13 protein-coding genes are annotated in these 14,346 nt (G+C 63.5%); 7 read left to right on the top strand and 6 right to left on the bottom strand.

The window, feature by feature from the left end:
* The first annotated feature begins 124 nt into the window (after positions 1 to 124).
* Positions 125 to 2,383: a TonB-dependent siderophore receptor gene (locus P5704_008540; protein ID WOF80506.1), complete on the top strand. Its 2,259-nt coding sequence runs from the start codon at positions 125 to 127 to the stop codon at positions 2,381 to 2,383.
* 60 nt (positions 2,384 to 2,443) lie between these two features.
* On the opposite strand, the gene P5704_008535 is transcribed toward P5704_008540, so the two are convergent.
* From P5704_008535 to P5704_008510, 6 genes are all read right to left on the bottom strand, one after another.
* Positions 2,444 to 4,003: a sulfite reductase subunit alpha gene (locus P5704_008535; protein ID WOF80505.1), complete on the bottom strand. Its 1,560-nt coding sequence runs from the start codon at positions 4,001 to 4,003 to the stop codon at positions 2,444 to 2,446.
* Positions 4,004 to 4,073: 70 nt separating this feature from the next.
* Positions 4,074 to 4,949, bottom strand: coding sequence for a DUF4198 domain-containing protein (locus P5704_008530; GenBank protein ID WOF80504.1), 876 nt, complete (start codon positions 4,947 to 4,949; stop codon positions 4,074 to 4,076).
* A gap of 14 nt (positions 4,950 to 4,963) precedes the next feature.
* A complete protein-coding gene (locus P5704_008525; GenBank protein WOF80503.1) occupies positions 4,964 to 5,473 on the bottom strand; it encodes a DUF2271 domain-containing protein in 510 nt (169 codons plus the stop codon).
* Positions 5,474 to 5,482: 9 nt separating this feature from the next.
* The gene (locus P5704_008520) at positions 5,483 to 6,076 is read right to left on the bottom strand and encodes a PepSY-associated TM helix domain-containing protein (GenBank protein ID WOF80502.1); all 594 of its coding nucleotides are present in this window, start codon (positions 6,074 to 6,076) and stop codon (positions 5,483 to 5,485) included.
* Between the two features lie 158 nt (positions 6,077 to 6,234).
* The gene (locus P5704_008515) at positions 6,235 to 8,439 is read right to left on the bottom strand and encodes a TonB-dependent receptor (protein WOF80501.1); all 2,205 of its coding nucleotides are present in this window, start codon (positions 8,437 to 8,439) and stop codon (positions 6,235 to 6,237) included.
* Positions 8,440 to 8,617: 178 nt separating this feature from the next.
* Positions 8,618 to 9,322 (bottom strand): SIMPL domain-containing protein, encoded by a 705-nt coding sequence (locus P5704_008510; protein WOF80500.1) that lies wholly within the window; start codon positions 9,320 to 9,322, stop codon positions 8,618 to 8,620.
* 153 nt (positions 9,323 to 9,475) lie between these two features.
* On the opposite strand from P5704_008510, the gene P5704_008505 reads away from it, so the two are divergent.
* From P5704_008505 to P5704_008480, 6 genes are all read left to right on the top strand, one after another.
* The gene (locus P5704_008505) at positions 9,476 to 10,729 is read left to right on the top strand and encodes an ATP-binding protein (GenBank protein WOF80499.1); all 1,254 of its coding nucleotides are present in this window, start codon (positions 9,476 to 9,478) and stop codon (positions 10,727 to 10,729) included.
* Between the two features lie 32 nt (positions 10,730 to 10,761).
* Positions 10,762 to 11,322: a response regulator transcription factor gene (locus P5704_008500; protein ID WOF80498.1), complete on the top strand. Its 561-nt coding sequence runs from the start codon at positions 10,762 to 10,764 to the stop codon at positions 11,320 to 11,322.
* A gap of 105 nt (positions 11,323 to 11,427) precedes the next feature.
* Positions 11,428 to 12,369, top strand: a complete 942-nt coding sequence (locus P5704_008495; GenBank protein WOF80497.1) for an AEC family transporter — start codon at positions 11,428 to 11,430, stop codon at positions 12,367 to 12,369.
* A gap of 176 nt (positions 12,370 to 12,545) precedes the next feature.
* Complete coding sequence (locus P5704_008490; protein WOF80496.1) at positions 12,546 to 13,532, top strand: M23 family metallopeptidase; 987 nt, start codon at positions 12,546 to 12,548, stop codon at positions 13,530 to 13,532.
* On the top strand, positions 13,513 to 13,869 hold the full coding sequence (locus P5704_008485; protein WOF80495.1) for a hypothetical protein: 357 nt from the start codon (positions 13,513 to 13,515) through the stop codon (positions 13,867 to 13,869). Before P5704_008490 ends, P5704_008485 begins: the two co-directional genes overlap by 20 nt.
* 18 nt (positions 13,870 to 13,887) lie before the next feature.
* Positions 13,888 to 14,313, top strand: coding sequence for a polymer-forming cytoskeletal protein (locus P5704_008480; protein ID WOF80494.1), 426 nt, complete (start codon positions 13,888 to 13,890; stop codon positions 14,311 to 14,313).
* Positions 14,314 to 14,346: the final 33 nt, after the last annotated feature.

Raw genomic sequence — 14,346 nt, 5'->3', positions numbered from 1 at the left:
GCGGAAAAGAGCAAATGATATTAGTTTGCATTCAGGTGTTTCAGAATGCGACAGAATGTATCAGAATGCTACCTGCTAATAATAGAAATTCGCAGTTGCATCAACTTCCAAGGATCCGCATTACATGTCGCGTCAGTCTCTAGAACTGGCCCAGCCACCTCGTGTGTTGGCTTCGGCTATCGGTGTCGCCCTTACCGCTTTCACCGCTCCCTCCATGGCTCAGGTTGTGCCTGCAGCGTCATCGCCCAGCGAAGCGCCGGTTGCGCTCGATGAAGTGACGGTAATCGGTGAGCAGGAACAGGCCTACAAGGCCGATACATCCGCCTCGAAGAAATACACGGCACCGCTGCGCGAAACACCGAAGTCGGTCACCGTGATCACCGACCAGGTGATTCGCGACACCGGTTCGCTGACGTTGGTCGATGCGTTGCGCACCACTTCCGGTATCACCTTCGGTGCGGGCGAGGGCGGAAATCCGGCGGGCGACCGGCCGATCATCCGCGGCTTCAACGCCGAGAGCGACACCTTCATCGACGGCCTGCGTGACGTTGGCTCGCAAACCCGCGAGATCTTCAACGTCGAGAGCATCGAAGTGAGCAAGGGGCCGGGCTCAGCCTACACCGGTGCCGGCTCCACGGGCGGCAGCCTCAATTTGATCAGCAAGACCGCCAAGCAACGCGACTTCGGCGATGCCAGCGTCACCCTCGGCTCGGACCAGACGCGCCGCTACACGCTGGACGTCAACCGCGTGCTCGGTGACAACGTCGCCGGCCGTCTGAACCTGATGAAACACGAGGCCAACGTTGCCGGCCGCGATGGCGTGGATGTCAGTCGTTGGGGCGTGGCACCGACCATCACCTTCGGCTTCGATACGCCGACCCGGGCGACACTGTCCTACTACCACCTGGAAACAGACGACATGCCGGACTACGGCATTCCGCTGACCGTGGCTACGCCAGGCAATCCAGGTCGCGAGCCAGTGAGCGTGGATCGCGACAACTTCTACGGCCTTGAAAGCCGCGACTTCCGCGAGAGCACCACGGATGCCGGCACCATTCGGCTCGAGCACGACCTGAACGAGAACCTGACCGTCTCCAACACCACGCGTATCGCCCGCACCACCCTGGACTACATCGTCACCAACCCGGACGACTCGCGTGGCAACGTGCCCAATGGACTGGTTTCGCGCTCTGCCAAGAGCCGCAATTCCGATACCCAGAGCTGGGTCAACCAGACCGATCTGACGGCGCGATTCGACACCGGCAGCATCGAGCACACCCTGGTGACCGGCGTGGAAATCAGCGATGTCGGCGTGCACAACCGACCCTACGTGGTCACTCCGGGCACCAGCGGCAACACCTGTTCGTCGGCGCACCTGGCTTCGGGCGACTGCACTAGCCTGTCCAACCCGAGCTCCAAGGATGCCTGGACCGGCAGCATCGCGCGCAGCGCGGCGACGACCGATACCGACACCGAAACGCTGGCGGCCTACGTCTTCGATACGCTGAAGTTCAACGAGCAGTGGTCGCTGAACATGGGGCTGCGCTACGACGACTATGAAACGGAGCAGAAGGCCGTCTCCACCGCCGGTGTCGTGACCCGGCCGGAGAACAAGAGCCACTTCTGGAACTACCAGTTGGGCCTGGTCTTCAATCCGTTGCCCAACGGCAGCATCTATGCGGCCTGGTCGACGTCCAGCAATCCGTCCGGCGAGACCGGTGGCGAGGGCTCCGATGCGCTCAGCGCGAACAATGAGGTTCTCGATCCGGAGCGCAACCGCAACTACGAGATCGGCACCAAGTGGGATTTCTTCGACGAGCGTCTTGGCCTGACCGCCGCGCTGTTCCGCACCGAGAAGACCAACGCGCGGGTGACCAACGCCAGCGGTTTCCAGGAAAGCATCGGTGAAACCCAGGTCGACGGCCTGGAGCTGGGCGCCACCGGCCAGATCACCCGTAACTGGCAGGTGTTTGCCAGCTATACCTATCTGGACGCCGAAGTGGTCAAGTCCGGTGCCGCCAACGTCGGCACCCGCGCGGCGCCGGTGTACTTGGAAGGGCTGTACGACGGTAACGAGGTGCCGAGCACGCCGGAGCACAGCTTCAGCTTCTGGAACACCTACAACCTCACCCAGGACCTGACCATCGGTGGCGGTGCGACCTACGTCGACTCCCGCTTCGGCGACACGGCCAACAACATCGAGGTACCGGAATACTGGCGCTACGATGCGATGGCCGCCTATCGCGTGAGCAAGAATCTGGACCTGCAGCTGAACGTGCAGAACCTGACCGACAAGCGCTATTTCGATCAGGTCTACGGCAGCCACTATGCCCACGTCGCGGCCGGTCGTACTGCGTTACTGAGCACCAACTTCCACTTCTGATCCCGCTGTGAAAATGACAAAGGCCGCTCTTCGAAGCGGCCTTTGTCGTTATGGCGGACATCAATACAGGTCGCGGCGATAGCGTCCCTGCTCGCTCAGCTGTTCCAGCCGCGCCTGGCCGAGCAGACCGAGCAGGATCTGCTGCACTTCCTGCCCCATGCCTTCCAGGCTGCCGCAAACGTAGATCGCCGCGCCCTGGTCGATCCAGCGGCGCAGGTCGTCGGCCGCGTCCCGCAAGACTTGCTGCACATAGCGCTTCTCCGGCTGGTCGCGAGAGAACGCCAGGTCCAGCCGCTCCAGCAGGCCGCTGTCGAGCCAATGCTGCAGTTCGTCTCGAAAGAAGAAGTCGTGGGCGGCGTTGCGTTCGCCGAACAGCAGCCAGCTGCGTGAGTCTTGGGGAGCGGCTGCGCGTTCGCGCAGGTGCGCGCGCAATCCGGCGATCCCGGTGCCGTTGCCGATCAGGATCAGCGGTGTATCGACCGAGGGCCCATGAAAACCGGGGTTGCTGCGGATGCGCAGGGCGATCCGCTCGCCAATCGCCGCGTGACGGCACAGCCAGCCGGAGCCGAGGCCGAGCATGCCGTCCGGATGACGAGCTTCGCGCACCACCAGCTGCACGGCGCCGTCCGCGGGTATCGAGGCGATGGAGTATTCGCGGTGCGGCAAGGGCGGCAGGGCCAGCAAGGCGGGCAGGTCGAGCGTGCGCAACACGTCGAGGTCCGGCAGGCGTAGTCCGGCCAGCTGGCTTGCCAGACGCTGGCCATCGAGCCGCTGCTGCGGGTCGAGACCCAGCTGCTGCAGCAAGCGTTCCATGCGGGCCAGTTCGTGCTGCGGGCCGACCTCGACGATATCGCCGGCGCGCCAGCATTGCTGATCGTCGACTGGCACGAGCGTCAGATGCTGCACTGGCGCGCCGGCACTGCCGGGGTTGAGGCAGCGGCGCTCGGTGAGCTGCCATTGCCGATAGGGCGCCGGCAGCCAGTCGCTGAAATCGCTGTTGCCACTTAAATGGGCCAGCTGCTGTTGCCAGTGACGCAGCACGCCGGGATCGGCTCGGTCAGCCTCCAGGCGATCGAACAGTGGCGTGGCGCCGCATTGGCGCATTCGTTCATCCAGACGCTGGCCGAACGCACAGAAATGGCGGTACTGGCGATCACCAAAGGCCAGCACGGCATACTCGAGGTCCTGCAGCTGCAGGTTTGCCGTGCTCAGGCGCCGCTCGAAACGCGCGCCGTCGTCCGGCGCCTCGCCTTCGCCATAGGTGCTGACGACGAACAGGATGCGCAGCGCTGGCAGCTGGCTCGGCTCCAGCGCATTCAGCGGCAGCAGCTGCACGTTCAGGCCAGCTTCGCGAAGCTGCTCAGCACTGCGCTCGGCATAGAGCCGGGCTTGCCCGCCCTGGCTGGCATAGGTCACCACAAGCGCCGAGGTCGCGTCGGTAGATGCTGCTTTGCGGGGTAACTGGCCATGCCAGCAATACAGCGACATGGCCAGATAGACGAGGACGACCACGGCAGCGCTGATCTCCCGCGGCGGCTGCCACCACAGCAGCAGCGCAGCGACCGCGAGACAGCCGAGCAGCGGCGACAGGCGCCGGACGGAGTGGAAAGGTCTGGGCAAGAAGCGGACTCGTTGCGGGGAATGCGGTAGCGCGCTGCCTGAGCGTCAGTGCTCAGGCAGCGGGCTGGCGTCAGGGAGCCAGCACTTCCAGCGTGGCGCTGTAGCTGGCGCGGCGCTCGGTGGCAGGTTTGCTGACGCCCTTGTCGGTAGTGAGCTCGGCTTCCAGCCAGTACATGCCGGCTTCCGGCCAGGTGATGCGGGCCTTGCCGTCCTTGTCGGTTTTCGTCCTGATCTCCCCCAGCTGGTCGCGGTAGCGGTTGCCGCCCGGGATCACGCTGATCTCGACATCCGCGGCCGGCTTGCCATCGAGCAGAAAGACGAACTCCGCCGCTTCGCCGGCGAACAGGTCGTTGGGGTGGGTGACGGGCTTGAGTTCCAGGCCCTGGCCGCTGGGCGCGAGTACGTCAGTGCTGGGCGCACCGGAGGTCACGAACACTTCCATGCGGTTGCTGGTCTGGCTGACCTTGAGACCTTCGGCCTTGGCCGGGACGTCCTTGGCGAAGCTTTCCGGGGTGCCCATCCAGCGGCGCATCTGGCCGTTTTCCTTCCAGCTGGCGAACAGGCCGTTGTTGGCGACCGCCAGCTTGTAGGTGCCCTTCTGGCTCAGCTGCACATCGAAGGTACTGCGGTAGCGGCCGATGGCGCCGTTCTGTACCGCGACCTTGGAGCCATCCGGGGCGATGACCTGCAGCTCCGGAACCGGCCGCCCGCGCATGCCGGGCGGGCCACCTGCCGGCGCCTGGGCTGCCTCGCCGATACCCTTGAGGCGCATCGGCACGTGTTCGAAATAGAACAGGTCGTTGGAAACCGCGGCGTCGACGGTGATCCAAGGCTCTTCACCCGAGAGCACGGTAGCCGAAGGCAGCATCCAGGCGCGGTGGGCCTGCGCCGAAAGCGGCAGGCAGACAGCGAGGGCCAGGGCGGTCCATTTGATTACGGGTTTCATGGCGTGCTTCCTGTTCATGGGGTCAGCGTGAGATTGATGGCGCCCAGCTCACTCTTGCCCTGGGCTTGATGTTCGGCGTTCTGTTGGGGCGGCCAGCTGAATGGGACGCGCAGCAGCTCGCGGCCGCCGACCTCGCGGGCCGCTTCGACCACCACGCGGTACTCGCCGGCCTCCAGCGTTTTGAACGGCGCCTGCTTGTCAGAAAACTTCAGGCTGTGGCTGCCCACGGCACGGGTGGCGCCGCTGACGCCATCAACCGGCATTTCCAGACTGCGGCCGCTCCGGCGCCACCACTGGCGCAGATCCTTGAGCCACTTTTCACCTTCCTTGTCCTTGAGCTTGGTGTCGTACCACACCGCCAGATTGGCAACGTGGCTCTGGTCCGGGCGCTCGAGCCAGATGGCGACATAGGGGCGGTGGTACTCGGCGACATCCAGGCGGGGGATTTCCACGTCCAGCTGCAGGTCCGCCGCGTATAGCGGGGTGCTAAGCAGGGCGAGGGGGAACAACAGGCGTTTACGCATGAGCAGTCCTTAATGAATGAAGAGCAGCGCCAGTAGCAGCGGAATCACCAGCCCCAGGCCAACCAGTGGCCAGGTGCCGGGGCGATTGCCGGCACGGCGTTGCAGGAGCAGCAGGCCGGTGAGGCTGAACACCACACAGGCAACGGCGAACAGATCGATGAACCAGCTCCAGGCTTCGCCGCTGTGACGGCCCTTGTGCAGGTCGTTGAAGTAGGCGATCCAGCCGCGATCGGTCGACTCGTATTCCAGCTCGCCGCTTTCCAGGCTCAGACTCAGCCAGGCATCGCCGCCAGGACGGGGCAGGGCGACGTAGAGTTCGCCATCGCTCCACTCGGCTTCGCGACCGGCCAGCTGCACGCCCAGGGTCTGTTCCAGCCATCGCTGCAGGTCAGCTGGCAGACCGTCCTCCGGAGTTTCGGCCTGCAGACTGTTGAGCAGCCGCTCGGGCAGCTGCCCTTCGCGGGTTTCCACCAGCGGTTTGCTCTCGATCTGCCCGGCGTGGTTCAGCGTGATGCCGGTGACCGCAAACAGCAGCATGCCGACCAGGCACAGCGCGGAGCTGATCCAGTGCCATTGGCGCAGAGTGCCGAGCCAGATATGCATGGTGGTCCTTGGCGTATGGGAGGGTGGGCGAATTCTATGGCGACTGACGCGGCGATGCTAAAGATTTACAAACAGCATACATTCGCGTTTTTCATGATCCGTATGGGCGAGAAACAACAGAGCCGGGATGATCCCGGCTCTGTTGTGTCGCCTTCAGGTCAGAAGGTCAGGTTGGCTGACAGCCACAGGCGGCGGCCTTCTTCCACGATACCGGTGGTGGCGGCGCCGGAGTGGCTGTAGTCGGTGCCGTAGGCCGTGCCGTTTGCGCTCCCGCCATTGGAGTAGGTGGTGTAGGCCTTGCCGTCGACGAAGTCCTTGTCGAAGAGGTTGTAGATCGTCGCGTTGAGCGTCAGGTTCTCCGTAGCCCGATACGACCCGCCCAGGTGAAACAGTGTGTATGCCTTGGCGTTCTTGCCCAGCGTGTCGTAGATCGACTGGCTGGTGGAGTAGCTGCCGTTGGCGTTAGCGAGATTCTCGTAGCTGGAGGTGAAGCGCGCGCGCTCACCGCGGTACTCGCTCTTCAGCCACAGGCCCAGGCGGTCGGTGGTCTGCCAGTCGAGTTTGGCGTTGGCCAGGTGTTCGGGCGTGTTGGTCAGCGGCTCTCCCTGGTTATCGCCACTCTTCTGCTCGCTGTCGGTGTAGGTGTAGTTGGCGCTCAGTTTCCAGGCTGGTGCGAACTGCCAGCTGCCAGCCAGCTCCAGGCCACGGGTCACCGCTTCGTCGACGTTGATCTGCTGCGAGCAGGTGCCGTTGTTGTTGCCTGCGCACAGTGGATCGGTGATCGGGTCGCCGCTGGCGATCTTGTCCTTGAACTTGTTGTGGAACAGCGTGGCGTTGGCGCTGAAGCCGGTCAGGCTGTCGAAATAGGCACCGATCTCGGTACTGGTGGTCGTTTCGGGGTCCAGGTCGGGGTTGCCGATGGTGATGATGGTGCCCTGGCCGGTTACGCCATTGATGCCGCCGTGCAGGTCGTTCAGGTCCGGCGTCTTGTAGCCCTTGCTGATACCACCCTTGAGGGTCCAGTTGTCGGTGGTGTTCCAGACCAGGTAAGCCCGTGGGCTGACATGTCCACCAAAGGACTCGTGGTCGTCATAGCGGGCGCCCAGGGTCAGGGCCAGATCATCGCGCAGGCGCCACTCATCTTCGGCAAACAGTGCCCAGGTCTTCTGCTCGAATTCCGTCTGGGCGATGCCATCGGTCATTTCGGCTTTCCACCATTGGCCGCCTACGGTGGCGACGTGTGAGTCGCCGATGGGGGCAACGAGTTTGGTATCGAAGACCAGATTGGTGGTCTCCAGCTCGCGATCGTCCCCGCCGACCGCGCCGGGCACGGCGGTCGGCGCGCCGATGGTGCCGGGAATGGTTCGGCCGATGGTTTCGGTGGTGTTGTGCATCAGGCTGGAATCCAGCGTGCCGAAGCCGAGGCGACCGGTGTGGGTGAGGGCGATCTGTTCGCGCTCGAAGCGAAGCTCGTCGTCATAGCCGTTCGCGGCGGTGTCCGGTGCGGTACAAGCCCTGTTCAAGCCATCGAGGGTGCCGAGTTGGCATTCGTCGTTGTTGTATGCCTGCCGTCCACGCTCGATATCCAGCGCGAAGTCGTGGTCCTGGTGCGGGGTCAGGGCCAGGCGGGCGCCGATGTTCTGGTTGCGGCCATCGACGGGCGAGGGGCCGCGCTTGCTGACATCAATGCCATTGCCGTAACTCAGATCCGACTCCTGGCGATCGAACAGGCTGCCGCGGACCTGCAGACCGAGTAGGCCGTCGACCAGCGGACCACTGGCGTAGACACTAGTGTTGCGGGTGTCGCCGAAGTCGCGATCTTGCTGGTAGGTGTAATCCTGTGTCAGCGAGCCGGTCCACTCCTTGCCGACCTTGCGGGTGATGATGTTGATTACCCCGCCCATGGCGTCGGAGCCGTAGAGCGTCGACATCGGGCCACGGATCACTTCGATGCGCTCGATGGCCGACAGCGGCGGCATGAAGCTGGTGGAAGTTTCGTTGAAGCCGTTTGGCGTGACATTGCCTGCGGCGTTCTGTCGACGGCCGTCGATGAGGATCAGGGTGTACTGGCTGGGCATGCCGCGAATGCTGATGTTGAGCCCGCCGGTCTTGCCGGTGCCCTGGCCGATGTCGATGCCTTCCACGTCACCCAGGGCCTGCGCCAGGTTGTTGTAGCGCTTCTGCTGCAGGTCTTCACGGCTGATGACGCTGATGCTGGCCGGTGCTTCGGTGATCTTCTGTTCGAAGCCGGAGGCGCTGACGACCGTGTCGTTGAGCGTGACAGGCGCGTTCTGGGCGAGAGCCGTCCAGCTGCAGCCGATCATGGCGCAGAACAGGGCGGTACGTGCGAAGGGGATAGACATGCGGGCTCCTTGTAGCCGTCTCGTTGGCGCTCGCATGATAATCATTCGTAAACGAGAATTTAGAATTTACTGCATTAGTTTCTCATCTGGGTCGTCAAATCGGTTGCCAGCCCTTGCACAGCGCGGGCTGGGTATTTGTAAGCGAATATTTAGAAGTGGTCCGAACGGTCAGTTTCGGTCACGGCATCTGAACTTCGATGACGCCGTCGGCGTTGATCGTGACCTGGCGAGTGCCCGCTTCGATTTCGGGGATGGGTGCCGATTCCATCATGTCCATCTTCATCGCGCTGCTGCGCATGACAGGTTGAAATCCGCCGCCGTTGAGGTTGAGGCTCACCAGCTTGTAACCGCTGCCGCCGAGCGCCTCGGTCGCGAGTTGGGCGCGCGCCTGGAACGCGGCGACCGCCTCCTTGAGCAGGGCATCCTCGTTCTGCTTGCGGATCGGGTCGGAGACACTGAAGTGCATGCTGCTCATCTTCAGGCTCTTCATCAGCTCGGCGGTCAGCTTCGACAGGCTGGCAAAGTTGCCGCTCTCCAGGCGCAGTTCGGCATGCTCCCGCCAACCGGAGATCTGCTGGCCCTTGTCGTCATAGACTGGATAGCTGTTGCGGCTGCCCTGGCTGACGATCACATCCTTGCTCTGCCGAGCGGTCTGCAGCGCCTGGTTCAGCGCGCGGGTGGTCTCTGCCGCGAGCTGGGCGGGGTCGTTGTGTTGTGCTTCGCTGTAGAGCGTGACGTGCATGCGGTCATGGGCCACTTCGCTGCTGACCTCGGCGCGCAGGGCGACCTGGTTGTAGCGTGGTTCCTCGGCCATGGCGGGCAGGCTGACGAGGCTGGTGATCAGCGCCATGAGGGCTGCGCTGCGGAAGAGAGTTGGCTGCATAACGGATCCTTGGGCATGTGCACCGGCCGGTGCGATAGCGCAAGACTCTACCTGCGCCAGTGAATGTATGCAGCTGCCCGTGCGTCGAGTTGCCGCATTTCGGTTTGGCCGCCAGACGGCTTAGTTATACTCCGCCGAATTCCTGGAGACTCCATGTACACATCCGTCCCGCTGCTATCTGCCAGCCGGCAGAACCTTCGGCTTCTGACCCTTATTCGCATCGTGGTGCTGGCTGCACAGTCCGGCGCCGTGGGCGTGGCTTACGCGACGCAGATGCTGACGCTGCCTTGGCTGGCGCTGGGCATCACGCTGGCCGTGTCGGCGGTGCTCTGTCTGGGTACGGCACTGCGTTTGCGCGGCCCGTGGCCCGTCACCGAGCTGGAATACGCCGTGCATCTGGGCTGCGACCTGATGATCCACAGCGCGCTGCTGTACTACTCCGGCGGCTCGACCAATCCGTTCGTGTCCTACTACCTGGTGCCGCTGACCATCGCTGCGGCAACCCTGCCGTGGCTTTATTCCATCGTGCTTTCCGGCCTGGCGCTGCTGGGTTACACGCTGATGCTGGTCTGGTACGACCCGCTCACCCTGCCACCCTTCGAGCGGGCGACGCTGCAGGTTTACGGCATGTGGCTGAGTTTCGCGCTGGCGGCCGCGCTGATCACTTTCTTCGTCGCGCGCATGGCCGAACAGCTGCGCCGACAGGAACAGCAGCAGGCCCAGCGCCGCGAGGAGAGCATGCGTGACCAGCAACTGCTCGCCGTGGCCACCCAGGCCGCTGGCGCCGCTCATGAACTGGGCACGCCGCTGGCAACCATGAGCGTGCTGCTCAAGGAGTTGCGCCAGGAATACAAGGACCCGCAGCTGAGCGAGGATCTCGGCCTGCTGCAGTCGCAAGTCCAGCTCTGCAAGGAGAGCCTGCGTCAGCTGGTCCGCGCCGCAGAGGCGGACAGGCGCCAGGCGGTCGTCGAGCAGACCGCACGCGAATGGGTCGACTCGGTCCTGCAGCGCTGGCACCTGATGCGTCCAGAGGCAACATTTCGCTTCCAGTGCGTCGGCCTTGGCAGTGCGCCGAAGCTGATGCCGCCGGCTGACCTCAGCCAGTCGCTGCTCAACCTGTTGAACAACGCCACCGATGCCAGTCCCGAGGATCTGGAAATACGCCTGGACTGGGATCCGCAGTGGATCAAGCTGACCATCCGTGACCACGGCGCCGGTGTTCCGCTGGCCATCGCCGAGCAGATCGGCAGACCCTTCATCACGACCAAGGGCAAGGGTTTCGGCCTTGGTCTGTTTCTCAGTCAGGCCAGCGTCACGCGCGCCGGCGGCACGGTGAAGCTCTACAATCACGAAGAAGGTGGCACACTGACCGAACTGCGCCTACCGCATGGTTCGGTACGCGCCTGATCCTGATCGTGACCAATGCGAGGAATGCACAGATGACCGACGAGTTGCAGCAAGAGGGTGAAGAACAACCTCACCTGCTGTTGGTGGATGACGATCCGACGTTCACCCGGGTAATGGCGCGCGCCATGAGTCGCCGGGGCCTGCAGGTCAGCATTGCTGGTTCTGCCGAGGAGGGCCTGGCCCTGGCCAAGCAGGATATTCCTGACTACGCAGTGCTCGACCTTAAGATGGAAGGCGATTCGGGCCTGGTGCTGCTGCCCAAGTTGCTCGAGCTGGACCCCGAGATGCGGGTGTTGATCCTGACCGGTTACTCGAGCATCGCCACAGCGGTGGAAGCGATCAAGCGCGGCGCCTGCAATTACCTGTGCAAGCCTGCCGATGCCGACGACGTGCTGGCGGCATTGTTGTCGCAGCATGCCGATCTCGACAGCCTGGTGCCGGAAAATCCCATGTCGGTCGATCGCCTGCAGTGGGAGCATATCCAGCGGGTGCTCAGTGAGCACGACGGCAATATCTCCGCTACCGCCCGTGCCCTGGGCATGCATCGACGGACCTTGCAGCGCAAGCTACAGAAACGTCCGGTGCGACGCTAACCGGCGTCATCGTCTCGCGGGGGCGGCGTTGTCATCACACGACGCCCGAGCCCTCGCGTAACGCATGCTTTATGCTTGCGAGCTTTGTAGTTGCAGGCGTCTTCCATGCTCCCCCTCGTACTGCAAACCCTGAGCGTCACTGCGCCGGTGTTTGCCATGTTGTTTCTCGGTGTCGCGCTCAAGCGCCTCGGCTGGATCGACGCTGCGTTCGTGTATACGGCTTCGGCGCTGGTGTTCAGGGGCACCATGCCGACGCTGCTGTTCATCTCCATCATCAAGGCCGATCTGACAGCGGCGCTGCAGCCGGCACTGCTGCTCTATTTCGTGCTCGCCACAATTGCGACATTCACCGTGGCCTGGGTCTGGGCCTTGTGGCGTTGCCCGGCGTCCGATCGCGGCGTGTACGTGCAGGGCGCTTTTCGTGGCAACAACGGTATCGTTGGCCTGGCATTGGCCAGCAGCCTCTATGGTGACTACGGCCTGTCGGTCGGCGGTGTGCTCGCCGGGGTGGTGATTCTGGTCTACAACAGTCTCTCGGCGATGGTGCTGGCCATCTACAGCCCGGATGGGCAGGTCGGCCCGAAGGACATACTGCTCAGCATTCTGCGCAACCCGCTGATCATCGGTGTGGTCGCGGCCGTGCCGTTCGCCTATTGGCAGATTGCCTTGCCGGGCTGGCTGATGACCTCCGGTCAGTACTTTGCGCAGATGACCTTGCCACTGGCGCTCATCTGCATCGGCGCCACGCTGTCACTGGATGCGTTGCGCAAGAGCAGCGGCAGTGCGCTCAGTTCGAGCCTGATGAAAATGGTCTGGCTGCCGGCTCTCGCCACTCTGGGCGCCTGGACCTACGGCTTTCGCGATGCAGAGCTGGGTATCCTGTTTCTCTACTTTGCCAGCCCGACGGCGGCGGCGAGTTTCGTTATGGCGCGTGCAGTCAACTCCAACCATCAGCTGGCCGCGACGATCATCGTCATCACGACGCTGATGGCGGCGCTGAGCATCAACGCCGGACTGTTTCTGCTGGGCTGGCTGGGCTGGATCTAGTCCAGCGTCTGGCAGCGATTCGCCGAGCCGTTCGTCGCCAATGCGGTTCTCGGCTTAAGAATCGCGGCGCGATGGTCATCAGGCCTCAGAAAAAAAAGTGCGTTTGCGCCAAATTGCCCTGGACGTTCAACGGCTTGCCTGGCGAGGCAGCCGCTCCGTGTTCTAGGGAATCTTTCATGGCATTTTTCACACCTTCGAGCCGCTCGCTGACGCGTGACGACATACGCGTGGTGAATCTGCGGCGCCTTGCGGTTCCGGGTTTTGCGCTGTTGCTGGTGCTGAATCTGGGAAGCTTTGCCGGCGGTGTCTGGCTTGGCAGCGATCTGCACACGCCGAACCTGGCCACGCATCAGGGTGATGTACCTGTCGAGGATGAGGACCGCTTTGCCATTGCCCGCGTAGGCGAGGTGGTCGGCCGGTTGAAAACGCTCGAATCCGACCTGCTCGCCCTGCAGCAGATGATGGATCAACAGCGTGTTTTGCATGGCCAGCTGTCGGCGCTGGACCCGACGCTGCTGCCCGTGCTGGTGCCGGAGCGTACTGCGGGCACGGACGGTACAGGGCAGGGCGGCGCGCTGTTGCCGCCTCGGGGCTGTTCGGGGGAACTGCTGGTCGATGCCGAGCGGCTGAGCCTTGCTCACCTGCAGCGCAGCGAGGCCTCGGCGCTCTGCATGCGGGTGATGCTGGATGGGCTGATGCAGCAGGTCGCCGAGCGAAACGCGGCGCTCATGGCGATTCCGTCACGGCGACCGGTTGGCGAGGCGCGGCTGGGTTCGGCATTCGGCAATCGCGTCGACCCTTTCCGCAAGAAGCTGGCGTTCCATTCCGGGGTGGACTTCGCCTTGCGCAGCGGCTCCGACGTGGTCGCTGCGGCGGGAGGTCGGGTGCGCTTCGCCGGCTACCGAGGCGCCTACGGCAAGCTGGTGGAGATCGACCATGGCAATCGCCTGGTCACGCGCTATGCCCACCTGTCTCGGCTGGATGTACGCCAGGGCGAGGTCGTCACGCCGGCACAGCGTATCGGTGCGGTGGGCTCGACAGGCCGATCCACTGGTCCTCATCTGCATTTCGAGGTGCTGCACAAGGGCCGCTTCGTCGACCCGCAGCGTTTCCTGGCCCTGGGTGATCTGGAGCGTGACAGCGATGGCCTGGCTGAGGACTAAACGCCCCTCCACCCGCGAGCTGCTACGCGCTGAGCACCGACTGCAGGCTGCGCGTAGCGTGCGTAGCGGTCGTTGGCTCATCTTTGCACTGCTCTGCGTGATCGGCGCGCTGCTGTTCCTGCGCAACCACGAGCACGCAGCTCATGCGCGGCAGCTCGAGGCGCTGACGCAGGACAGCCAGGCACTCAGGACCGCACTGGGGCAGAGCCGCTTGAAGCGCAAGGAAATCCAGGCCACCGAAGAGCAATTGCTAAGGCGAATAGCCACCCTCTCTGCGCAGGTCGAGCGACTGCAGACCGATCTGGCTTTCTTCCGTCAGCAGAAGAAGGCCCGTTAACCTTTTTGGGAGTAGACGATGTTTCACAAGAAAAAGCCGGCACCACGCGTCACCATCGATCAATTTTCCAGCCTGATCTCCGGCAATCTGTCCCTGGTCGGGGACGTGACCTTCGAGGAAGGATTGAAGGTCAGCGGCGAAGTGCGAGGCGATGTCTGCCACAAGCCGGGTACCCATAGCCTGCTGGCGCTGAGTGCCGAGGGACGGATCGAGGGCAACGTGAGCAGTTACGATGCGCTGATCGACGGCACCATCGTCGGTGATCTGGTGGTGGAGCATCTGCTCGAGCTGCATTCCAATGCACGCGTGCGCGGGAACATCCGCTATCGCCAGTTGAGCATGGAGAACGGCGCGGTGGTCGACGGCACCCTCAACCGCATGGGGGACGAAGAGGAGAGTGCCCAGGTGTTCGAGCTTCCCCGGCCTCAGATGCGTGAGGGCTAAGTGAAGGCGGGCCGCTCAGGCCCACCTGTGGCT

It is taken from the genome of Pseudomonas sp. FeN3W, from assembly GCA_030263805.2.
Lineage (GTDB): Bacteria > Pseudomonadota > Gammaproteobacteria > Pseudomonadales > Pseudomonadaceae > Stutzerimonas > Stutzerimonas stutzeri_G.
This window is presented reverse-complemented; position numbering and strand designations above follow the sequence as displayed.